The following is a 23003-nucleotide window of genomic DNA, read 5'->3' on the forward strand; positions in this document are numbered from 1 at the left end:
TGATATTTGTTTGACTTTATAAGAGCAAGTGTTGCCGCACACTTGTTTTTTATTGTGAAATATTAAAAAAATGGAATGGGGAGTAACAAAATAGAAGCAATATTTTGTATTAAAACTACTGTTGCAGAGTGTAGAATGATACAAAGAAGGGTTGGAGATGTCTTTAGCATTTTTAGATTATCTGGAATGTAAAGAAATTAAACAAGCCTTTATGCGAGGAAAGATGGTGTTCGTTCTTTCTTCTGATTATAAGAATATTCTTTGGTCAAATGGTGCGGCGGCGTATTTTTTTGGTTTTTCTTCTGTCTCTGACATGATGAAAGAAAGCTCTTTTTTTGACCAAGTAAAATATCATAAGATATTGAAGAGTGCGCAATGTGCAGATGTTATCACATTGGATGGTTTAAAGCGTACAGCTGAATTTTCTATAGTTTCTATTGATAATATGGATTTAGGCAAGGTATTTTTGCTAGAATCTTTGCAGGCAGAAAAAACTTCTCTTATTGTTGGATTGGATGAGGCAACAACGTCCGTTGCAGTAATTGATGAACATGGAACAGTGTTGGAGGCTTCCTCTCATTTTTCATTTATTAATGAAACGGTCAAGATTCTCTTACAGACAGTTGATGATGAGATGCCAGTCAAAACCATTGTCTCTATAGCAGATATTCGTACACAAGTTGGTATTCTACGCTTGAGAGTGAAACCAGCGCATTTTTTAGTTTTATATACGCTACTAGAATCGGATGCATTAAACACTGACCAAGAGCCGTTTCATTTTACATCAGAACTTTTGCCACAACGGTTTATTTGGAAAATGGATAAGAATGGACGGTTTTGTGATGTTTCAAAAGAGTTAGCTGAAATTGTTGGTCCCCTTTCTTCCTCTATTTTAGGATTGAGTTTTCATGAACTTGCTCATCAGTTTCATGATGAGCGATATCAAGTTCTCAGTGACTTTATTGCGGCAGCTCTTCCTTGGAGCAAACAGATCGTGCCATGGCCTGTTGATAATTGTCGAGAACGACTTGATGTTGAATTGTCTGCTGTGCCAATTTTTGATGTTCAACAACAGCTTAAGGGATTTCGAGGCTTTGGTATTTTGAAAATGCCAGAACAAGAACAAAAGAAAGAAGATAAAAATCCGTATATAAAAACATCGAATCTTTCAGAGAGTGAACGTTCAGCTTTTCATGAGATTGCAGAACGATTGCGTGGAGAATTGCATTCATCTGTAAATGGTGCGCATTTAATTGAAGAAACACTGGTTCAGGTGCCAAATGCGCAGATATTACCAGAAAATGTTCCAGAACAAACTCTGATAAAAGAGCCAACCGTTGTTTTATCATTGTTGGATACAACGACGAATGGTGTTTTTTGGTTGGATAGGCAGGGGGATATTCAATCGGTCAGTCGTGCAGCTTTAACGCTAACGGGCTATGAAATAAATGAATTATTAACACAGCCATTCTCCTCATTATTCACGTCACAAAGCCGATCTTTAGTAGAAAAATATTTTAAGTTAATCCGTATGAAGGAGAAAAATCAGGTTTTTCATCACGATGAGACAGCTATTTTAGTAACAAAAAGTCACAAAAATATAAAGGTTTCTATGACGATGATACCTTTGGCACGACAAGATGATTATGCTGTTATATTACGTGATATGACAGGATCAGTTTTATCAAGAGATAAACGAGTAAGAGAGAATAAAACAGTTGGTGTTGTTCATGAAATGCGGACACCTTTGAATGCTCTTATTGGTTTTGCCGAAATTATGAGAGATGGTCGTTTTGGGGTGATAGACAATGAGCGTTATCGTGGATATTTACGTGATATTATCTCTTCTGGAAAACATATATTATCACTGATTAATCAATTACTAGAATGCTCGAAAGCAAATTATTCTAGCTCAAATGATCAGATTAAGGCACCTCTTATATCTGAAGGATTTGATGTGATAGCTTGTCTGCGTGCGAGTATGGCATTTCTTGAAACACAGGCTAATCATAATGGCATTATCATGCGTATTGTTGCTCCAACACATGTACCATTTATTGGTGTATCACAACAGACATTTCGACAAATTATATGGAACCTTCTTTCCAATGCTATTCGTTTTACGCCATCGGGTGGACAAATTATTGTTCATGTTTCTTATGAAAAAAAACAGCGTGTAAAGATTTCTGTGAGTGACAACGGTATAGGGATGAGTGATGAGGAGATTGTACAAGCACTACAACCTTATGGGCAGATAAAGCGCAAAGATGGGCGATCTGGTGACAGCGCTTTTATGGGAACTGGTTTAGGACTGCCTATGTGTAAAGCTATGGTAGAAGAAAGTGGTGGCGAACTTTTGTTATTTTCAAAACCCAACCATGGAACAACTGTGGAATTATTTTTTCCATATGTTCCATGAATCATTCAAAATATTGATTTATATAGATAATTATCATTATGCAGATTGAATTAAAAATCCGAATAGTGAAGATTCTCTCATTTCAAATCTCTCTGTGTTAAATCAACAAAATCATTCGCTTGCAGGTCATAAGTGGGATGAGTGTGCGGATAAAATTGTATAGGAAAGGACAAAAAACACCTCTTATGAATGTTCTCAAATACAAGGTTTGTTGCAACATTGGGGGCAGGAAAATATAATAATAATGCCGATTTGCTTCTCCACAAGCGTAAAGATGGGGGGCTCAGCAGACCATAGATAAATTTATTTTTTCTTAGCCAACAAATCTCTGATTTCTGACAAAAGTTGTTCTTCTAAAGACATCTCTTTAGAACTTTCCTCTTCTTCTTGTTTTCGACGGAGTTTATTCATAGCTTTAACAAAGAGAAAAAGCACCCAAGCAATAATAAGAAAATTGATAAGTAAAGTGATAAAGTTACCATAGCTAATGGTTGCCCCAGCTGCTTTAGCAGCACTCAGTGTTGCTTGTTTTTCACCGGCAAGCTGGATAAACATATTAGAAAAGTCGATTCCACCTGTAATAAGCCCAATGATTGGCATAAAGATATCATTGACGACTGAATTGACCAAGCCACCAAAAGCACCTCCTATAATCACACCGATAGCAAGGTCAATCATATTCCCTTTTAGGGCAAATTCTTTGAATTCTTTAAGCATTACGTTTTCCCCTTTATGAAAAGATATACGATAATTTTAATTACCGCTTTTGATGAAAAAGGAAAGAGCGGTTTTTGTTTTCTTAGTAAGCATTATCTTACAAAGATTAAAATTTTTTGCCAAGAATATTATGAATATTAAAATTCACAAAAGGTTTTATTTGATTTAATAAGTATCTGGTGGAGTTTAGAACAACAAAAGCTTTTTAATGAAGTGTTTTTAGATTTTTTGATTAAAAGTAGAAAAATGTGCTTCATTTATAAAATCATTATAAAACTTTTATGACCACACATTGGAAAAAGCTATTTACAAAATATTTTCTTCTCGTGTTTGCAGGTGATTTCAATTTTTAATCTCTGAACAATTTTCAAAAGCTAAGAAAGCTTTTTCTCAAAGAAAAAGGCTCATTTTCTCTTCAAAATGTGTAAGTATAAAAGTGAATGGTAATGCTGTTATTAACTTTCAGTTATGTTACAAATTTCCTTGTAGTAGTGGTACGTTCTTAATTGAGATGATATGCCATCTTTATGAGTGATCTTTTATGTTAAAAGATTTAGGTGAGATGCAGTAGATCAGTTTTGTATTTGGAGAAGGATTGATGAGTTTCTTTCGTTGTATTGGTCGTTCTGCTTTATTTATGTTGGACCCAGAACATGCACACCGTTTAGCAATTATAGGTCTAAAAAGCGGACTGAGCACTTGTCAGAAGATTTTCGATAAACGTTTGTCTGTGACTGTTGCAAGTCTTGAGTTTGAAAATTTTATTGGTCTAGCCGCGGGTTTTGATAAGAATGCAGAGGTTGTTGATGCTATTTTTCGTTTAGGATTTGCTTTTACAGAAATAGGTACAGTTACACCAAAGCCCCAAGCGGGAAATCCTAAACCGCGGCTTTTTCGTTTAAAAGAAGATGAGGCGATTATTAATAGAATGGGTTTTAATAATGATGGACATCAAATTGTTTACAAAAGACTTCAAACATATAAACAACTTGGTATTGTAGGGATCAATATTGGAGCCAATAAGAATACGATCAACAAAATTGACGATTATACTGCTGGTATTGCTCACTTTTATGATGTTGCAGACTATTTTACAGTGAATATTTCCTCGCCCAATACACCGGGTTTACGTGATTTACAAGCGCGTGATAGTTTACATCTTTTGATAGATGCGGTTTCACAAGCGCGTGGTATACAAAAGGAAAAGCATGGATTTTCTGTTCCTATTTTTTTAAAAATTGCTCCTGATTTATCGGAAAAGGCGTTGGATGATATTGCTGAAGAAATACAGTGTTCTGATTTTGATGGTCTTATTGTTTCCAATACCACTCTTTCACGCCAAGGACTTAAAAATAGCCTCTTAAGTACTGAGGAGGGAGGACTTTCTGGTCGTCCACTCTTTGAGCTTTCTACCATTGTACTGGCAAAAATGCGTCAAAAATTAGGGAAGGACATTGCAATTATTGGCGTTGGTGGCATAAAAGATGCACAAACAGCTTTGGAAAAAGTGAAAGCTGGTGCAGATTTGGTACAATTGTATAGTGGAATGGTTTATGAGGGACCGGATCTTGTAGTAACTATTTTAAAAGAAATTTTGCAGTTTATGCAGCAAGATGGGGTTGGTAGCATAAAAGCTTATCGTGATCAGAATGTTGAAGATTGGGCAAAACGTGCACTTCCTCTGTGAGAAAACTATTTTTTTTGATGAAAACTATGAGATTTTTTTAAAGGGGCTTGCAAACTCTTTTGATCTTCCTTATGTCACATGAAAAGAAAATAACTCTTTACAAACTCGTGAACAGTTATGGTACATTTACTTTTATGCGGTTGTAGCTCAGTTGGTTAGAGCGCTGGTTTGTGGCACCAGAGGTCGTAGGTTCAAATCCCACCAACCGTACCATTTAGCTTTGTGCGACTATTCTCATTTCTTTTTTTTCCTTTAAGAACTCCGCACTTCTTGGCCTTTTTTACGTGTGATTAGTAACAGAACAAAAAGCCTTTTAATGAGCAGAGTTCTTATCTAAAAAGGTACTTTTCGATTTATTCTTTATTTTCAATATTATAAAAATCATCACTTTTGAGTTAGCAAAGGCATTTTATGGATGGCAGACAAAATATAAATCTTCAGGTTCATGAAATAAAACTACATAATCTTTTGATTCTATTATTCTTTTTACGGATGCATTATAATGATGTGGTTTTAGCGGCGGTAATATGGAACCCTTCGCTTTGCGTCCTTTGTTGGCAGATATACAAGCAAACAAGATCGATGGGGGGTGTTTATTAAGATTGATCGCTTGTTACGCTCTTTAATTGATTTTGCGTAAATGATTGGGCTGTTTGACCTATAATGTAAGCTTTTTATTGGTTACAAAATTTTTGAATACAAGAGATTCAACTAAGCTGCCTAACCATGCATGCTCTTTTTAGCTTTGCGCAATTTGAATGTAAAATGATAGGTGAACGGGTATGTGACTAATTTTCTGCATCCAAACATCGATGCATGTTTATGGGCGGGATTCTGCCGCTTGGGGTATGGCATTGAAGATGTGTTCATGAATCATTATCCCATTGAGGCTAAATTGGTGTAAAAAATCTTTCAGCGTTTTATGGAGTAAAATCAGTGAATGTTGTGATCGGTTGGCTTAATTGTTTCTGCAATTTCTGCAAGCAGTGTTTTCAGAACATGTACTAAATACTAAAAAATCTATTATAACGCACATTTATAATTTTAAATACATATTTGAGCACTTTAGATGAGATCATAATATTTTTACTATCGTATTACGAGAACCATTTTTTGCACTATACGCTATAGAATGATTGAGCTGGCTTCGTTTTATGCGTCGTATTATGGACAATGAGAAAAACTGGTTGAATTGCTGCAACCAGAATCACAAAGCTTATAGAAAAATTTCAGCCACCGCCACAGATCTATTTTAGCTGTCGGTTAAAGGACATGTGCGTCCTCTCCAATTAAAAGACGGCGTCTGATATTCAAGTCGTTTTGGATCTGCATCTTGATTTTGAAGTGATTGCGTTGTACAAAATCTTCAAACAGGATGACGAGTCTCTCGTTTATTTTTTATATTTTTTAACAGTTCTTTCTTGCCAAGAATTTGTTTTTTAGGGGGGAGCGTATCGAGTCTTGTACCAAGAAATCTTCCCCCAAATTTTATTGAAAATACTGAAAATGGATGTACCAGACAAACAAATGTTTACTGAGGATATTTTATCAACGATTGGAGCTGTTTGGGGGCATAATGTTGTATAAAAAAACGTATGGCATGAAGTCCAAAAAAACAATACAGACCCATTGCGTTTCTCTTTTAAGAACTGGAATTCTCCCCTTAGCTTAATGAGTTCTCATGATGCATCCTTTAGGCAAGACTTGCGATGGAAAGACTTGATGGAAAAAATCAATACGTTTTGCTTAAAAGATCCGAGCTTAATACGCTCTTCAATAGGGAAGGGTCTTTCACAATGTTTGTTGTGATGAAGCAATTGCTCTCTCTTGGCATGCCACTGGCTATTGGGTTTGTCTCTCAGATGCTGATTTCCTTCACAGATGCAGCGCTTGTGGCGCATTTAGGCGTTCAAGCCTTGAGTGGTACAATGTTGGCTCTAAGTATGTTTAGTTTTGTTATGTTGTTGGGACTAGGGATTATTACCGCGGTTTCCCCAAAACTTGCGGAAAGTTTTCGCAAACAAGATAGAGATGCATTGAAGGCATGGTTTGATCAAGGAATATGGCTTTCCCTTTTGATTGGAATAATAAGTGCAATCATTTTACTCAATACGAGGAATATTTTATGTCTTCTCGGCCAAGATGAGGTAATTGCTCATATAGCGCAGGAATATAATAATGGCGCTGCGATAGGGGTGGTGTTTTTTTATCTTTATATCAATAGCCGCGGATTACTATCAGCAATTGGTAATCCCAAGCCCTTAACTTGGATTATGCTTGCCGCTATCCCTATAAATTTTCTTATCTCTTGGCTGCTTATTTTTGGTATAGGTCCTGCAAGCGGATTTGGTGTCTTTGGTGCTGGAATTGCAAGTAGTTTGATCCGTATTTTGATTGTTATGGCAGTAGCAATAATTCTGTCCCGCAATTCTACTTTTAGTTCCTTTCACTTTAATTATTTAAGACCAAAGTTAGAAATTGCACGAATAATACAATTACTGTTCATAGGACTTCCCATTGGTATCCGTATTCTTATTGCGGAAGGCTTTCCTTCTGTCATTGCCTTCATGATTACAGCTTTTGGGGTCGAAGCTTTGGCTGCGCATACAATTGGAATGCGTCTTGATATGCTTATTTCTGTGGTAGCTTTGGGGATTTCCAGCGCAGCTGCGACCATAGCAGCGTGGTATCAAGCCGATCGGAATCATATGGCTCTAAAACAGTTACGTATGAATGTCACAATTTTTGCTATAGCTTATGTCTTGTTTTTATCAGGGGGTGTTTATTTTTCTTATGAATTCATTCTTTCAATCATCTTTGACATTTCTTCAGTCCACGTTATTGTTTTCTCTTGGGAGTTGCTTCCGTTTATCTTATTATCTTTTGCTTTTGGCACTTTAGGAGCCATGCTCAATGGCATACTTGTGGGTTTGCTTGATACGTTTTGGCCAACAATTGTGGTAACAATAAGCTATTGGGGGATAGGCTTATTTGGGGGAGCTCTCATGGCACATTTTTTTGAATATGGTTTTATGGGTTATTGGCTTGGCATGATTGGTGCAAGCTTAATCGTTTCTCTCTTTAATTATATGCGCGTGGGTTATTTAATAAAACGCAATCCTCCGTTTGGTACGGGGGCAATGTTATAAAAGTGCTGTAAGCGAACTGTGAAGGCTAGTCATTCACCGTCAATAGAGGTTATTTCCTTCTATGGAGATAACAAGAGAGGTTACAAAACTTGCTTAATCTTGAAAAGAAGTACCTTTGATTGAGCCTCAATATGATCTGTTGAGTTTTTAAAATGATATGCGTTTATTAAAATTATACGGCTTCAATGGGAAGTAAGTTCGATAAATGTGAATAGTTTATACCGTAAAAGTGACGAGAAAAGCATGTCTATATTTATAGTCCATTGAAGGGTCATTTTAAAAAAGTGATTGTTTTTATAAGTTAAGGACAATTGCGGTGCTCAAGTGCATTTGTCAAAAATCATAGCTGCTGGCGGTGTTATTCTTGCAAGCCATGTTTATCACGGGTCTTATTCAGGGAGGTGAAGAATGCTCTTAGTTGTGCGCTTGCCAATGAGAGTGTGATGAAGCTGTGCTTTTATTTCTCATGGCAGGACTGCCAAAAAATGTGCTCTACCATGTGAATATTTTCTATCGTTTGCATTCCCTTCTACATAGCTTCCTATTTATGATGAAATTTTAAATTCTGTCCTTCAGTTTTTTGCGTTCATAGAGGTTTTATTAATTAACGTGAAGGTGCATATTCTTTAATGAGATTTTACCTGATTAAAGAAAGGTGCATTGTCTTTTAATTGAGCACGATGAGATTGAGGTAGGAATGAAGCGTTGGTGGCTGTGAATGCAGGATTGTTGGCTTATGCTGGGAGTGTTGTCGCGTAGCATATACACATTTGTGGAAAGTGCTGCTCAACATTTTAGAAGCGTTGGTTAGTATACACTTGCGCTTAAGACAGTTTTATTGCAGCACATCGTAAGCTTAGTCATCACTTTTTTTATGCCTTGATTTCTCAAGGGTTTTAATTTCTTTATCAAAATCAGATTCAAATAATTTATCCTGAATAATGCGGTATTTTTCAAATTCAGTTTTGGCATGTTCTTTGGCAATCGTTGTTGTGATTGTTCCAGCATTTTCGTGTATGTTGATTGAGTGGATAATTTATTATCAAAGCCACCTCATGGTATTGATGTTTTTCGCTCTCATGCAGATGATAAAATAATCGCTGAATGTGCGCAGCGTAATAAAATTAATTCCACATCTGTAACATGAGGTCATAAAAGGCGATCATATGGTCAGCGGGGTCAGGAAAAGTATTTATGATTATATGATTTGTGAGAGCCATATTGAGAAAGAGTTTGCGCGAAATCTCGATAATGCCCCTAATATAAGATTATTTTTTAATTGCTAAGGAGTTAAAATTGCAACGTTCATTGGCTCTTATACGCCGGATTGGGCGTTTTTTTAGAGCGCGAGGGAGAACAAAAGCTTTACTTTGCGCTGCAGATTTGTTTAAAAAAATCCTATTAAGGAGGAAATTATATGATGGAGCTTAGTGATCATTTGCGAAGTTTGAAGACGTTTGTTCGATGAGCTATCTTGATTTTGTCGCGCTGATGGAACAGGATAATACGCCGCCTAGTGGTAATGATACTGTTGATTATTAGATCAAGCATACGAGCCTTCATTGCAAGGTGTGTGTTGTTAGATTTTGTTTTCTCTGCCGGTTACAGTTCGCGTTATTGTTTTAAAAAACTGGATCTTCTGCAGAGTGCATTAGTATATCTGAAGTAGCAATCATTATTGCTCGTGAGTCGGCAGCTAAGCTTGCAGCGGGTGATGATCGTTTACACTATCAAGTTTCTGACGTCTGCAGCCTTCCTTTTTATGCAAAAACATTTACTCATGTACTCGGTGGATGTAATTTTGCATTTATTCAAGCAAGAGAACAAGCACTGTTTGGGGGCAGTCGTGTTTTGAAAGTAGAGGGAGTTCTTTGTACTTCGAATTTTTACTATAGAAGGACGCTTAGCGATAAAATGATTACTGATGTTTATGAGCGCCATAGGGTTAAAACGTGATCCTGCTTCGACGCTGCATTATTGGCATGACTTTTTGGGCAAAGCAGGATTGAAACTAGATCAAGAAAAAGATTATGAATTATCGTCTCGATCCTATGATGAGCTTAAAGACAATCTTCGTAGATATATTAGAATTGAAAATAAGTTCATTTGTTCGCTTGAGGAAAATATACAGGATGCATTTTATGAGCGATATCTTGCTATCCGTGCTCCTCTTAATGTTCAATGAGATTATTAGGGAGTTACCATACAGTTATGGCGCAAAAAATAGTAGCTCAAAATATCATCACGGCAGCTAAACGACTGCGTGAACGCCAGCCTTATAGCGATGAGCCATTTTTTATATTCGATGTTGATTCTGCGCTGGACCGGGTTCTGCATCTGCAAGCGGTCTGTCAGCAATATTTTCTTGACGCAGTTATTGCTGTTTCGGTTAAGTCATGCTCGTTAGGTTTGTTGTTGCGACTAATCGCTGAGCACGGACTCAGTGCAGAAGTATGCTCGGCAGATGAGCTCCAGTTAGCTTTAAAGGCGGGTTTTACTGGCGATAGGATTGTATTGGATGGGCCTTATAAATCGCTCAAAGATCTTTCTCAAGGGATTGCTGAAAAGGCACTCATTCATGTCGACAATCCACACGAACTCAAGTCCATAATTGATCTGGTTTCTGATACTGACCGCGTAGTGGGTGTGGGCTTAAGATTGGCGCATTTTTACAAAGATAGCCAGCGTTCTCGTTTTGGAGTGACAGTGGAAGAATTTGAGGAAGAAATCGTTCCCTTGCTGCAATCTTGCAAGAATGTTTATCTTAAGGGATTTCATCTTCATATAGATTCGAATCTGGAAAGTCCGGCACGAATTATTGAGAACTTGCGTGATTGGCTTCCCTTCCTTTTAAAAAATATGCCTAAAGGAGGGCATCTTGATATGGGGAGCGGATTTCCAGTAGACTCCTTTTCAGCAGATGCTGAAGCTACGGCGACGAAACCACAGGAGTTTTTCCGAGAAATTTTTAATGTTTTATCTGAACAAGACCCCACTTTACCTGCTAGATGGAAATTGATTTTTAAGCTTGGTAGGTATATCAGCGAAGATCATGGTTACGCTGTAGGGAGAACTGTGAGTATAAAAAAGCGCGGTCAGGTCGATATCATACAAACAAATCTTAGCATGAACTGGATACCTTCTGTGCGTGTTTGGCATCATTCGCTTGTGCCGTTAGAAGAGAAAAAAAACGCTTGTGGTAAACATGGTCAGATATTAGTAGGTTTTAGCGGTTTTGAAAATGACCGCCTTTTTCCTAGGGCAGATTATGGTTTGGGTAAAGATCAGTTGTTTATTATTCGCGGTTGCGGTTCTTATGATTTACAAACTGCTCATGAATGGAGCCGTCTTAAACCTCCCGTATACGCTTTATACAAAAAAGAAATCGTAACAGCTAGGCTTGCAGAAAATGCCTTACCAGCTGGGCGAGTAGACTTATTGCATGCAGAGGAAACTCTTAGTGTGGATAAAAATATTCAACTCGCACCCGCGTCTTCGAGATACGCTTCCGAACTTTTTAATATCATAGATCGTAATAGAAAGGAATTCAGTCAATATATGGCTTGGCCACGTTATGTTACGAATGAACATGATGAAGCTATTTTTCTTGACGTTTGCTTTTTGCAACATCAGAAGAATGATGGAAAAACATATGCTATTTTGTTTGATGAAGTTCCAGTGGGATTACTTTCTTTCAATAGGATTGATAGTGGTAATAAGACCGCTTATATCGGCTATTGGCTTGATTTAAAACTTCAAGGAAAAGGGATTATCACGAAGTCTGTGAAAGCCTTGATGCAATCTTATTTAAAATCTGGCAAAATAAAAAGATTTGTCATAAAATGCTCAGTAGACAACCAGAGAAGCAACACAGTAGCGAAGCGCTGTGGCTTTGAGCTTGAGGGTAGATTGAGAAAAGCTGAATTGTTGAACGGCGTTTTTCATGATCAGAATATTTATAGCTTTATAATATGTGATTAACTAAAAAAGTATTTCTTAATATACTATATAGGTTTGTACCGATGAGGTAAATTGTCAATGCTGAATAAAATTTAGCCGCGCAAATAAGAAGTCATATGGACAGCGTCTAGAGAGGGGTAAAAAATCATTGAGAGGGTTAGTGCTTTCAATCAAGCTAGATTTGTTAGCAGAATAGGAAATTTGCCTTTCGTTCAGCCGTCCAAGAATGCTAAGTGCTTCTTGTTGTCTCAAGCGTTTATCGAAGTGCGGTAAGGCGTAGTTAATGAGACGCTATGATTGGGTATCTTGCTGTATAGATTTAGGAAGCAGAAGTGGCAATGCGTATCGCTTTTTTGTGTCCATGAAGAGTAGAGATGTCATAATTACGTTGAGCATCCACTATAAGATTTTATACAGTTATTGCTTACCAGAATGGCTTTAGACTTTTTATTTTTTACAAACAGAACGTTAGTATCGATGTATCGCGTGCAGTGCCATTTTTCACTATGTTTAATATGATAAGCAGTTTATAATGATAACAAGGTCTCTTTCGCCTTGAGGGGAGTTGCATATTCTCTAAAAATTAAGTTGATAAGGATTTTTAGTAACGCTTAAACATGAGATGATACCATAAGAGCGGGCTTTGATTGTTTTTTTAATTGGTGTGTTATGGCTGTGAAAAATGGTAAACAAATGAAAAAAAAAGGTTCTAAGCCTATCGCTCGTTTTCTTAAAAATTTAAGGGGTGTAAACAATTGGCAGCAAGTTTCGCAGTGGCTTGCTTTCCGTAAGGTAGAAGATATTGAATGTATTACGCCTGATCAAGCGGGTGTGCCCCGTGGCAAGATGATGCTTTCTAAAAAGTTTACATCGGAAACATCATTGGCATTACCTTCAGCGGTTTTTGTCGCAACAATTTCGGGAGATTATCCTGAAGATGGTCATGGTTTTGAATATCCCAAAACAGATGGTGATCTGCGTCTTGAGCCTGATTTGTCTACATTAAGCATTGTACCATGGGAAGATGCTCCCACAGCACAAGTGATTTGTGATCTTGTCTATCAAAATGGACAGGTTGTGGATTACACTCCACGAAATGTTTTACGAAAAGTCATAGATTTTTATACGAAAATAGGACTAAAGCCGGTTGTTTCACCAGAAATTGAGTTTTATTTGGTAGAGAAAAATCCTGATCCTGATTATCCTTTAGTTCCTCCAGTTGGTCGTTCTGGACGTTCAATTGGTGGGGGACAAGGGTATTCGATTGCCGGTGTGAATGAATTTGATGAGTTCATTGATGATATTTATCATTTTTCGGAAGCACAAGGACTGGAGATTGATACACTCATTCATGAGGAAGGGGCAGGTCAGTTTGAAATCAATTTACGCCATGGTGATCCAATCGAATTAGCTGATCAAGTTTTCATGTTTAAACGAACAATTCGTGAAGCAGCACTAAAGCATAATATGTACGCCACTTTTATGGCCAAGCCTATTCAAGGGCAGCCAGGTTCTGCGATGCATATTCATCAATCCGTTGTTGATAAGAAGACAGGTATGAACATTTTTACACAAAAGGATGGTGAAGAAAGTGTCTGTTTTCGTCATTTTATTGGTGGATTACAAAGACATATGGCAGGAGCACTTGTAATGCTTGCGCCTTATGTAAATTCTTATCGACGTCTTATGCCGGATATTTCAGCACCTGTTAATTTGCGATGGGGATATGATAACCGCACCACAGCGTTTCGTGTACCTCGTTCTGCTCCTCAAGCACGACGTGTTGAAAATAGACTTCCCTCGTCAGATGCGAATCCTTATTTAGCGCTTGCGGCTTCTTTGGCTTGCGGTCTCATTGGACTACAGCAAAAACTTGAACCTGATGAGCCAACAACAAGTAATGTGAATGCTGATAACATTGAATTACCGCGTGGTCTCATTGAAGCGGTCAATTTATTTGAACAAGATACAGCGATACGCGCTATTTTAGGAGATGTGTTTGTGAGTACTTATGCTGCAATCAAACGACAGGAATTTGAAACTTTTATGGAAGTGATTAGCCCGTGGGAGCGCGAATATCTCTTGCTTAATGTCTGAGGTTTATCACGATGATTGATTATAATCCGATTTCTCCAGGAATTTCTTGGTATGAGGACACTTTAGAAGTACGTCCCTCTTATCCATTTTTAAACGAAAACATACAGTGTGATGTCATTATTATTGGAGGTGGATTTACCGGCCTTTCGGCTGCTTACCATTTAGCGAAGTCTGGAGTGCATGTTGTTTTGTGTGAAGCTTCGCGTTTTGGTGACGGTGCTTCAGGACGCAATGGCGGGCAATTAGGAACGGGGCAACGACAATGGGTAGAAACACTAGAGAAAAAATATGGTTTTGAGCGAAGCAAGGCTCTGTTTGATTTAGCTGAAGAAGCCAAAAGAGATATCTTATCTTGGTGTGCAATGCCTGATTGTCAATGCGATTTTATGGGAGGGCAGCTTTCTGTTACTCATAAAAGACGTGAACGAGTATCTTATCAACGGCATATAGAGACGATGCAACGTTATGGTTATTACGGTCTTACTTTTATGGATAGAGATGAAACAGTAAAACGGCTTGGTTCCTCTTTTTATCATGGTGGTATTTATGATGCAGAGACTGGTCATATTAATCCCTTAAAACTTATTGTGGGGTTAGCAAAAAATGCGAAAAATGTAGGTGCTAAGCTTTATGAAAGAACACAAGCAACTGGGCTAGAACGCAGTGCTAGCCATTGGAAGGTGATAACAGAACGAGGGAATATAAAGGCGGAGCATGTTTTACTTGCGACCAATGCCTATAAGCTTGGACTTCAAAGATTTACTGAGAAAAAGATTTTTTCTCTTCGCTCTTATATCGGAGCAACGGAACCTTTGGCGAAAGAGAGCCCGATTCTTCGAGGGGGAGAATCGGTGGATGATTCTCGTTTTATGGTTCGCTATTTTCGCAAAAGCACGGATAATCGTTTATTATTTGGTGGAGTAGAAAGCTATGATAATCAATATCCTGCAAATTTAGAAAAACGTATAAGACGCCAAATGACGGAAATTTATCCTCAGCTACACTCTATTAATCTAACCCATTATTGGGGGGCAACGGTCGCCATCACGGTTGAACGGATGCCTTATGTTCGACAACTTTTCTCAAGAATGACTTATTGTGGTGGTTATTCAGGTCATGGTGTTATACTTGCTCCTTTTATAGGGAAATTGTATGCTGAGTGGCTGACTGGAAAACGTGAGCGTTTTTCTTCTTTTCAAGACTTAAAGATTTCCTCTTTTCCAGGTGGGAGGATTTTGCGTTATCCGTTGGTATTTTTGGCAATGCACTGGTTTTCCTTGCTCGATCATTTTTAATGAAAGACCCTTTACAATGAAGAAAATTAATGGCTTGTTTAAGATCTATCTGCTTTAATGGTGGGAGCCTCTCTAAATTGTTTCAGCTTTTATAATTGAATGGGAAGATAGACAAGTTCATGGTGAGTAAAATTATTCCAGTCTCTCCCTTTGATTGTATTGTTTTTGGTGGGAATGGCGATTTAGCATCACGCAAACTCATCTCTGCTCTTTATCATTGTCAGTGTGTTGGGCAATTCAGTGAGCCAACCCGCATTATTGGGGTTGCACGTTCTCCATGGAGCACTGAAGAGTATCAGAATTTTGTTCGCACTTCTTTAGAAAAACATGTTCATCAAAAAGATCTCAACCAAATTGAGCTTCACCGTTTTCTTGCGCGCTTAAGTTATGTTTCTATTGATGTTACCTCAAACCAAGGATGGCAAGATCTTGCTCTATTATTATCAAAAGGTTCAGCGGATATTCGGGCTTTTTATTTAGCGGTTGGATCGCCACTTTTTCGTGATATTGTGGTGCGATTAGGGCAAAAGAGCTTGGTGACACAGCAAACACGGATTATCATTGAAAAACCTATTGGCAGTGATGAAAAAACAGCAATTGAACTGAATGATATATTCGCAAAAGTATTTCATGAAGATCAAATTTTTCGCATTGATCATTATCTTGGCAAGGAAACTGTTCAGAATTTGATGGCATTGCGATTTGTTAATACACTTTATGAACCGTTATGGAATTCCAATTATGTTGATCATGTTCAGATCACGGTTGCTGAATCTTTAGGGTTAGAGGGGCGTGCGGAATATTATGAAAGTGCAGGTGCATTACGTGACATGGTGCAAAACCATATGCTGCAATTGCTTTGTTTAGTGGCCATGGAAGTACCATTTACCAATAAAGCAAATGCTGTGCGGGATGAAAAACTGAAAGTTTTACATTCTTTAACACCTCTTGATGTTCATAATGTAGAGCACCATACTGTACGTGGGCAGTATCTTTCTGGTGTCTTGAAGGGCGATCATGTAGGATCTTATCTTGACGATCTGGGGAAAAAAGCCAGCGAGAGCGAAACATTTGTAGCACTTAAAGTTAAAATTAATAATTGGCGTTGGGCAGAGACACCTTTTTATTTACGAACTGGTAAGCGCATGTCCACACGGATGTCTGAAATTGTTGTTGTTTTCAAATCCATACCACATAATATTTTTAATATAGATTCGCATGAGATTTTTTCTAACCGGCTTGTTATTCGTCTCCAGCCTGATGAAGGTGTAAAACAATGGTTGATGATTAAGGATCCAGGTCCTGGTGGTATGCGATTTCGTCATATTCCATTAGATATGAGTTTTGCATCTGCATTTTCGCAGCGTAATCCTGATGCTTATGAACGCTTATTGATGGATGTTATTCGTGGAGATCAAACACTCTTTATGCGTCGTGATGAAATTGAAGCTTCGTGGCGTTGGATTGACCCTATTCTTGAGGGGTGGCGGGTAAGAAAGCAGCCTATTCATGGATATAGTGCTGGTTCATGGGGTCCATCTGCTTCGACACTTTTGATGGAACGTGATGGGCGGATATGGAATAATTTGGTTTAGAGCAATCACTATGCATGGAATAAATATTGACCGTTTAAATTTTGAAACACCAACGACTCTTGCTTTAGCGTTGGCTGACCATGTTGCAGCAGAATTGAGTGTAGCGGTTCTGGAGCGTAAGCGCGCAATTTTAGCAGTTTCTGGTGGAAAAACACCAAAACTGTTTTTTCATTATTTATCAAAAGCCGATATTGATTGGCAAAATATTATTATCACTTTGGTCGATGAACGTTTTGTCCCTGCCCATCATGAGCGTTCCAATGAACATATGGTACGGCATCATTTGTTACAAAATTTTGCAGCTAAAGCGCATTTTGTAGGGCTTTATCATAAGGCACGCACCGTTGAGCTTGCTGCTTTTTCAGCGGCTAGTCGTATCAATACTTTATCTCAGCCCTTTGATGTCATTGTTTTAGGAATGGGGAATGATGGGCATACGGCTTCATTTTTTCCTGATGCAGATCGTCTAAAGCAAGCACTTGATCTTCAAACACGAGCACTTGTTTTACCACTTCATGCAAAAAGTGCCATTGAGCCAAGACTCACGCTCACTTTGCCAGTTATCATTCAATCTCGTTGCATTATTCTCCATTTTGAAGGTCTTCAGAAACGGGATTGTTTTGAAGCGGTTTGTCAGGATGGATCTGAAATGGAAATGCCTGTTCGTGCGGTTTTACGCAATGCCCATCATCTTGTTCAGGTTTATTGGTCTCCGGATGAAAATGAAATAAGCGAAGTGAATAGATGATACAGATGCAGATGATACGCGGTCTCTCTCACTGATGATGAGATCTGTAAGTAAAGGGGGGAAAACATGGCACTTTCCAAGACAATTGCTCAGGTTACACGAAGGATTTATGAACGTTCTCTACCAACGCGAGAAATTTATTTAGATCGTATCGCGAGTGCACAAACCAATCATCCCAAGCGGAGTTTTTTAGGCTGCGCCAATCAGGCGCATGGTTTTGCTGCTTGTGGTCCAATAGATAAACAACGTTTGAAGCGTAATGTTGCTGGGAATATTGGTATTATTACAGCATATAATGATATACTTTCAGCCCATCAACCTTTTGAGTCTTTTCCTCGCTTAATTAAAGAGGCTGCCCGCCGAGTGGGTGGTGTTGCACAAGTTGCAGGTGGTGTTCCCGCGATGTGTGACGGTGTAACACAAGGGAATGCGGGGATGGAACTTTCTCTTTTTTCACGAGATGTAATTGCAATGGCTACCGCTATCAGTCTATCACACAATATGTTTGATGCTGCACTGTATCTTGGGGTTTGTGATAAAATTATACCTGGTTTAATGATTGGTGCGCTCACATTTGGTCATCTACCAGGAATTTTTGTGTCTGCTGGTCCCATGACAAGTGGTCAAGGCAATAATGAAAAAGCAAGAATACGCCAGCTTTACACGGAAAATAAGGTGGATCGTCAAACATTATTGGAATCAGAAGCACGTTCTTACCATGGACCAGGAACCTGTACATTTTACGGGACTGCTAATTCAAATCAGATGATATTGGAGATGATGGGGCTACAGATGCCAGGTAGCGCTTTCATCAATGCGAATACACCATTGCGTGATGCTTTAACAAAGGAAGCAACAAAGCGTGTACTTGAAATGACAGCTCTTGGCAATGATTACAGTCCACTTGGTATGATAGTAGATGAGCGCTCTTTCGTGAATGCTATTGTAGGTTTAAATGCGACGGGAGGATCTACCAATCATGCGATTCATTTGATTGCCATGGCTGCTGCTTGCGGTATTCGATTGACATGGCATGATATTGCAGAAATTTCGTCAGTTGTTCCTCTTTTAGCACGGATTTACCCCAATGGTTTAGCTGATATCAATCATTTTCACGCAGCTGGCGGTATGGGATTTGTCATTCGCGAGCTCATTGAAGCGGGTTTAGTGCATGAAGATATTTGCACAGTTTTTGGTACAGGTCTCAATTCTTATGCAATTGAAGTAAAGCTTTATGCCGATAGTCATATAGTACGTGAGCCTGCTGTGACTGAAAGTGCTCATCATAAAATATTAGCAGGATGGAGAAAGCCATTTCAGCCTGAGGGTGGTATTCGTGTCTTGTCAGGAAACTTAGGGACAGCTATTATGAAAGTTTCATCTGTTAAGCGTGAGCATTGGCGTATTGAAGCTCCTATTTTTGTCTTTAATAATCAAGAGGAATTGCAAAAGGCTTTTAAATCGGGGTCATTGAATGACAAAGATTTTATTGCTGTTATTCGTTATCAAGGACCAAAAGCCAATGGTATGCCAGAGCTTCATAAATTAACAACAATTTTAAGTGTTTTACAAGATCAAGGGCAAAAGGTAGCACTGGTAACAGACGGTCGTATGTCAGGTGCATCAGGCAAAATTCCTGCCGCAATTCATGTCATACCAGAGGCTTTGGATAATGGTCCTCTTGCGCGTTTGCAAGATGGTGATATTGTGTGCCTTGATGCACATGTGGGAAAGCTCACTCTTTTGGAAGATTTATCAAAATTTAACGCACGCGCAATTGTAGCTCCTGATCTTTCAAAGAATGAATACGGTGTTGGGCGTGAGCTTTTTCACGTTTTTCGCCAGTTTGTTAATCGTGCGGATCAAGGAGCATCTGTTCTTATGCATGAATAAAGTACGAAAAGAACGACAGTGATATACATATAATCGATATTTAAAATTTGGGCACGGGTAAATTGTGTGCTCGAGCAGCTGCTTTGAGCGTATTAACCATCAGCATAGCGATTGTCATAGGTCCAACCCCTCCTGGAACAGGGGTAATTGCAGCTGCTTTTTCTTTTATTTCTTCAAAATCGACATCACCAACAAGACGCGTTTTCCCCTCACCTTTTTCTGGAGCCGCAATGCGATTAATGCCGACATCAATTACAACGGCGCCTTTTTTAATCCAGTCTTTTTTAATCATTTGTGGACGTCCTACAGCTGCTACTAAAATATCGGCGCTACGACACACATCATCAAGGTCACGAGTACGACTGTGAGCTATTGTTACAGTAGCATTGGCTGCTGTTAAAAGGGCAGCCATAGGTTTTCCGACGATGTTAGAACGACCAACGACAACAGCATCAAGACCAGATAAGTCTTGTCCACATCGTTGTTCAATCATCATCATAGCGCCAGCTGGTGTGCAGGGGATGATAGCATCCTCAAGGGCATTGGCTGCCAATTTTCCTATATTGATATAATGAAAACCATCAACATCTTTTTGGTAAGAAACAGCTTGTGTTATGCGGTCCGTATTGATGTGGGAGGGTAAAGGAAGTTGCACCAAAATGCCATGAATTTTGGGATCAGAATTTAATGTTGCAATGAGTTGGAGAAGCTCTTGTTCTTGCGTTTCTTTGGAAAGCATATGTTTGGTTGAAAGAAAACCACACTCTTCGGCTTTTTTACTTTTTGATGTGACATACACCTGACTTGCAGGGTCATCTCCAACAATGATAACAGCAATACCAGGCTGTATATTATAGTTATTGTAGAGTTTTGTTGTTTCAGCCTTAACCTTTACAATAATCTCTTCAGCGAGCTTTTTTCCGTCAATAATATGATTCATGAGAGAGATCCTTTCGATAGAGCTGTTTATTTTTGTGTAAAGCATTTGCTGACAATACAATAGAGTTTTATGCAATATTTATATAAGAGCTATAAGAATGGTTCGATAGTGTTATATAGATTCTATAGTTTTTAGAAGATCTTAAAATAATTGCTTTGTAAAAAAGCAGCAACATTGCTGTTTGAATAAACTTTGGATAAGAACAAGAATAATGAAGTTACTAAATGAAATAGAGCAAAGTTTAAAATTATAAGAATTTTTTTTACAATCATTTAGATTATTTTTTAATTTGTTATTGGGGTAAAAGTGTAGAGGAATATTGTGCGCGCCAGAATAATAAAATTTTTGAGCGGGATTTTTATTACAATTACTTTTGTATTTGGAGTTGGTATTCTCATTTTACCTTATCTTGTATCTACAGATATGATTCGTATTCGTTTAGCACAGGAGTTAAGTGCATGGACAGGCTATAATGTGCAATTGCGTGATCCACCTCGGTTGAATCTTTTTCCCTATCCTAAAGCATATCTTTCGGGTGTTACTTTAACAGCAAAAATGAATCATGTTGTACCGTTGATGGAAGCTGAATCCATAGAAGTTGATCTTTCTTTAATAGATTTGCTGCGGGGGTATATTTCTTTTTCGGAGACGCGCATTGTACGCCCCCAATTTGTTATGGAAAGACCTATAAAAACAGTAGCGGATTTTTTTGAGAGATTTTCACGATCACAAGGTGCATTAGGATTGGCAATACGCAATGCGCGTGAAATATTGAAGCATAGTCGCGATCATTCAGAGATAGATCGTCTTTTAAATCAGCCTTTTGGGCGTATTGTTATTGAGAATGGTGTGCTCGTATATCGTGATAGTCTCTCCAATATAGCAGAAAAAATAACAGGATTAAATGCGACTTTAGATTGGCCAGAATTGACCAAAGAAGCGCGGTTTCGTGCAGATGCTCGTTGGCGTGGAGAATTAACAAAATTATCCATTGATGCCGATCAAGCGTTGCTTCTTTTAGCAGGAGGGAAAAGTCAAGTTAAGGCAAGTCTCAATTCTGTGCGTGGTGGTACAACCTTTATAGGGCAGGCACGATTGTCTGAATATTATATTTTTGATGGGAAAATATTAATGCGTTCTCCAGGGTGGAGTCAGACATTATCTTGGATTGGAGGAAATCAGTTTTGGGGACATAAGTTAAAAGCACCTATCATATGGGAATCTGATTTTTTAGCACAGCCAAGGCACATCCAAATGGATAATGTTACCTTTACTGTAGGAACAGCAAATGCGCGTGGAGCTTTAGAAGTTGAGTTTCAGGACTATGTACCAATTATAATGGGATCTTTAGCATTTGATAACCTCGATTTTAACCTCTTTAGATCAGCATTTTCGCCGGTTAACAAGAAGAATCTGCTTCTTAACAGGGCAATTTTTGATCATATTGGGGTAGATATACGGCTTTCTGCGCCACAAGCAAAAATAGGCAATATTGCTCTTACGAATTTGGCTGCTGCAATACAAATAAGAAATGGGCATGGTATGTTTGATCTTGGTCATGCGAATATTTTTGGTGGATCATTGCAAAGCAATATTGAAATTGCACCAGCTGGTGAGAAAATGCGACTTGAAGGACGCGTGACAGGGACTTCCATTGATATGCAGACTGCTTCAGAGCTTTTGGGGATTGTCCCATTTGCACAGAGCAAAACGAATTTTACCATGTTGGTACGAACGCTTGCTCGTTCTTGGTCAGAAATGTTTGCGAAAATGCAAGGTGAATTAGCACTGAGTATGTCTTCTGGTCGACTATTAGGATATGATTTAAATGATTTACAAACAAAGCTTTCAAAAAATGAACAATTTCTTTTAATGAGTGATGATGCCCTTTCAACAGCTTTTGATCTTTGGGATATTCAAACCATCTTTTCAGATGGTACCATAAAGATAACAGAATCATTGTTGCGTACAGCAGATTGGAGTTTATCCATTTGGGGAAGGATTGTATCTACTGTCATGCAAAACCAGCAAAATGCATTCACATTACAGGCACAATTGCGAAAAAGTCATAGTTCAGAAACCCTCTGTAGAGATGTTGAGTGCCTTGCTAACAGCCTTACACAGCCCTTTACATTCTCTCTTAGTTCGCAAGGACAAAAACATGGCAATTTCTGGGTTGTAAAAGAGATCGATGCAGATTAATTGCTATTTTTTATCATTGCTAGTAGCAAGAATTTCAGAGAATTTCTAGAAAATAGAGTGTTGTCGTAAAATTTTTTAGGATATGCTAACCAGCTTTTATTGAAGTTTTAGAAGGCAAAAAGAAAGCAAATAAAATCAAAAAGTTATGTTGAATATAAGGGGATTGGTGGATTCTGATTCTATTACGTTTTTTTGCCTCTAACCCTAACTTTTTTGGAGCTTTTTTATCGCTTCTAGTGCTAGTCTTTTACGGTCTGCGCTCTTTGTGTAAAGAGATGCCATTTGGTCTTCTGTCCAGCCA

Annotated in this window: 15 protein-coding genes, 1 tRNA gene and 1 pseudogene; 14 read left to right on the forward strand and 3 right to left on the reverse strand. The window is 38.3% G+C overall.

All coding sequences use genetic code 11. The features are described 5' to 3' along the window. The first annotated feature begins 157 nt into the window (after positions 1-157). Positions 158-2419, forward strand: a complete 2262-nt coding sequence (locus tag PVV64_RS07715; protein ID WP_273760479.1) for a PAS domain-containing sensor histidine kinase — start codon at positions 158-160, stop codon at positions 2417-2419. A gap of 303 nt (positions 2420-2722) precedes the next feature. On the opposite strand, the gene mscL is transcribed toward PVV64_RS07715, so the two are convergent. Beyond that, the gene (mscL, locus tag PVV64_RS07720; protein ID WP_273721434.1) at positions 2723-3136 is read right to left on the reverse strand and encodes a large conductance mechanosensitive channel protein MscL; all 414 of its coding nucleotides are present in this window, start codon (positions 3134-3136) and stop codon (positions 2723-2725) included. A gap of 598 nt (positions 3137-3734) precedes the next feature. Here mscL and PVV64_RS07725 point away from each other — a divergent pair. From PVV64_RS07725 to edd, 12 genes are all read left to right on the forward strand, one after another. Next, positions 3735-4823 carry a quinone-dependent dihydroorotate dehydrogenase gene (locus PVV64_RS07725; RefSeq protein WP_273760480.1) on the forward strand — a complete coding sequence of 363 codons (1089 nt, stop codon included), beginning with the start codon at positions 3735-3737 and terminating at the stop codon, positions 4821-4823. 136 nt (positions 4824-4959) lie between these two features. After that, positions 4960-5036, forward strand: a tRNA-His gene (locus PVV64_RS07730). A 1583-nt stretch (positions 5037-6619) separates the two neighbouring features. Beyond that, positions 6620-7972 carry an MATE family efflux transporter gene (locus PVV64_RS07735; RefSeq protein ID WP_273760481.1) on the forward strand — a complete coding sequence of 451 codons (1353 nt, stop codon included), beginning with the start codon at positions 6620-6622 and terminating at the stop codon, positions 7970-7972. A gap of 1202 nt (positions 7973-9174) precedes the next feature. Beyond that, complete coding sequence (locus PVV64_RS07740) at positions 9175-9258, forward strand: hypothetical protein (protein WP_273760492.1); 84 nt, start codon at positions 9175-9177, stop codon at positions 9256-9258. 370 nt (positions 9259-9628) lie between these two features. Then, positions 9629-9928, forward strand: coding sequence for a methyltransferase domain-containing protein (locus tag PVV64_RS10555; protein ID WP_404978423.1), 300 nt, complete (start codon positions 9629-9631; stop codon positions 9926-9928). Then, entirely contained in the window at positions 9897-10157 is a 261-nt protein-coding gene (locus PVV64_RS07745; RefSeq protein WP_273760482.1) for a hypothetical protein, read from the forward strand. The genes PVV64_RS10555 and PVV64_RS07745 overlap by 32 nt, the downstream gene beginning before the upstream one ends. A 26-nt stretch (positions 10158-10183) precedes the next feature. Then, positions 10184-11953: a 50S ribosomal protein L7/L12-serine acetyltransferase gene (rimL, locus tag PVV64_RS07750; RefSeq protein ID WP_273760483.1), complete on the forward strand. Its 1770-nt coding sequence runs from the start codon at positions 10184-10186 to the stop codon at positions 11951-11953. 648 nt (positions 11954-12601) lie between these two features. Next, positions 12602-14029, forward strand: coding sequence for a glutamine synthetase family protein (locus PVV64_RS07755; protein ID WP_273760484.1), 1428 nt, complete (start codon positions 12602-12604; stop codon positions 14027-14029). Positions 14030-14040: 11 nt separating this feature from the next. After that, a complete protein-coding gene (locus PVV64_RS07760; protein ID WP_273760485.1) occupies positions 14041-15324 on the forward strand; it encodes an FAD-binding oxidoreductase in 1284 nt (427 codons plus the stop codon). A gap of 119 nt (positions 15325-15443) precedes the next feature. Beyond that, positions 15444-16919: a glucose-6-phosphate dehydrogenase gene (zwf, locus tag PVV64_RS07765; RefSeq protein ID WP_273760486.1), complete on the forward strand. Its 1476-nt coding sequence runs from the start codon at positions 15444-15446 to the stop codon at positions 16917-16919. Positions 16920-16929: 10 nt separating this feature from the next. Then, complete coding sequence (gene pgl / locus PVV64_RS07770) at positions 16930-17667, forward strand: 6-phosphogluconolactonase (RefSeq protein ID WP_273760487.1); 738 nt, start codon at positions 16930-16932, stop codon at positions 17665-17667. 66 nt (positions 17668-17733) lie between these two features. Next, positions 17734-19560: a phosphogluconate dehydratase gene (gene edd, locus PVV64_RS07775; RefSeq protein ID WP_273760488.1), complete on the forward strand. Its 1827-nt coding sequence runs from the start codon at positions 17734-17736 to the stop codon at positions 19558-19560. A 40-nt stretch (positions 19561-19600) separates the two neighbouring features. On the opposite strand, the gene folD is transcribed toward edd, so the two are convergent. After that, the gene (gene folD, locus PVV64_RS07780; protein WP_273760489.1) at positions 19601-20500 is read right to left on the reverse strand and encodes a bifunctional methylenetetrahydrofolate dehydrogenase/methenyltetrahydrofolate cyclohydrolase FolD; all 900 of its coding nucleotides are present in this window, start codon (positions 20498-20500) and stop codon (positions 19601-19603) included. Between the two features lie 321 nt (positions 20501-20821). Here folD and PVV64_RS07785 point away from each other — a divergent pair, with 321 nt between their 5' ends. Next, a complete protein-coding gene (locus PVV64_RS07785; RefSeq protein ID WP_273760490.1) occupies positions 20822-22702 on the forward strand; it encodes an AsmA-like C-terminal region-containing protein in 1881 nt (626 codons plus the stop codon). A gap of 204 nt (positions 22703-22906) precedes the next feature. Here the strand turns inward: PVV64_RS07785 and PVV64_RS07790 are convergent. After that, positions 22907-23003, reverse strand: a pseudogene (locus PVV64_RS07790) (integrase); the annotation flags it as partial.

This window comes from Bartonella sp. ML70XJBT.G, assembly GCF_028618575.1.
Classification (GTDB): Bacteria; Pseudomonadota; Alphaproteobacteria; order Rhizobiales; family Rhizobiaceae; genus Bartonella.

Bases quoted from the DNA above. Each gene is read 5' to 3' on its own strand.
- PVV64_RS07760 (WP_273760485.1), top strand. From the start codon at position 14,041: ATGATTGATTATAATCCGATTTCTCCAGGAATTTCTTGGTATGAGGAC.
- mscL (WP_273721434.1), bottom strand. From the start codon at position 3,136: ATGCTTAAAGAATTCAAAGAATTTGCCCTAAAAGGGAATATGATTGAC.
- PVV64_RS07725 (WP_273760480.1), top strand. From the start codon at position 3,735: ATGAGTTTCTTTCGTTGTATTGGTCGTTCTGCTTTATTTATGTTGGAC.
- PVV64_RS07740 (WP_273760492.1), top strand. From the start codon at position 9,175: ATGATTTGTGAGAGCCATATTGAGAAAGAGTTTGCGCGAAATCTCGAT.
- PVV64_RS07735 (WP_273760481.1), top strand. From the start codon at position 6,620: ATGTTTGTTGTGATGAAGCAATTGCTCTCTCTTGGCATGCCACTGGCT.
- rimL (WP_273760483.1), top strand. From the start codon at position 10,184: ATGGCGCAAAAAATAGTAGCTCAAAATATCATCACGGCAGCTAAACGA.
- pgl (WP_273760487.1), top strand. From the start codon at position 16,930: ATGCATGGAATAAATATTGACCGTTTAAATTTTGAAACACCAACGACT.
- zwf (WP_273760486.1), top strand. From the start codon at position 15,444: ATGGTGAGTAAAATTATTCCAGTCTCTCCCTTTGATTGTATTGTTTTT.
- folD (WP_273760489.1), bottom strand. From the start codon at position 20,500: ATGAATCATATTATTGACGGAAAAAAGCTCGCTGAAGAGATTATTGTA.
- PVV64_RS07745 (WP_273760482.1), top strand. From the start codon at position 9,897: ATGTTTATGAGCGCCATAGGGTTAAAACGTGATCCTGCTTCGACGCTG.
- edd (WP_273760488.1), top strand. From the start codon at position 17,734: ATGGCACTTTCCAAGACAATTGCTCAGGTTACACGAAGGATTTATGAA.
- PVV64_RS07755 (WP_273760484.1), top strand. From the start codon at position 12,602: ATGGCTGTGAAAAATGGTAAACAAATGAAAAAAAAAGGTTCTAAGCCT.
- PVV64_RS07715 (WP_273760479.1), top strand. From the start codon at position 158: ATGTCTTTAGCATTTTTAGATTATCTGGAATGTAAAGAAATTAAACAA.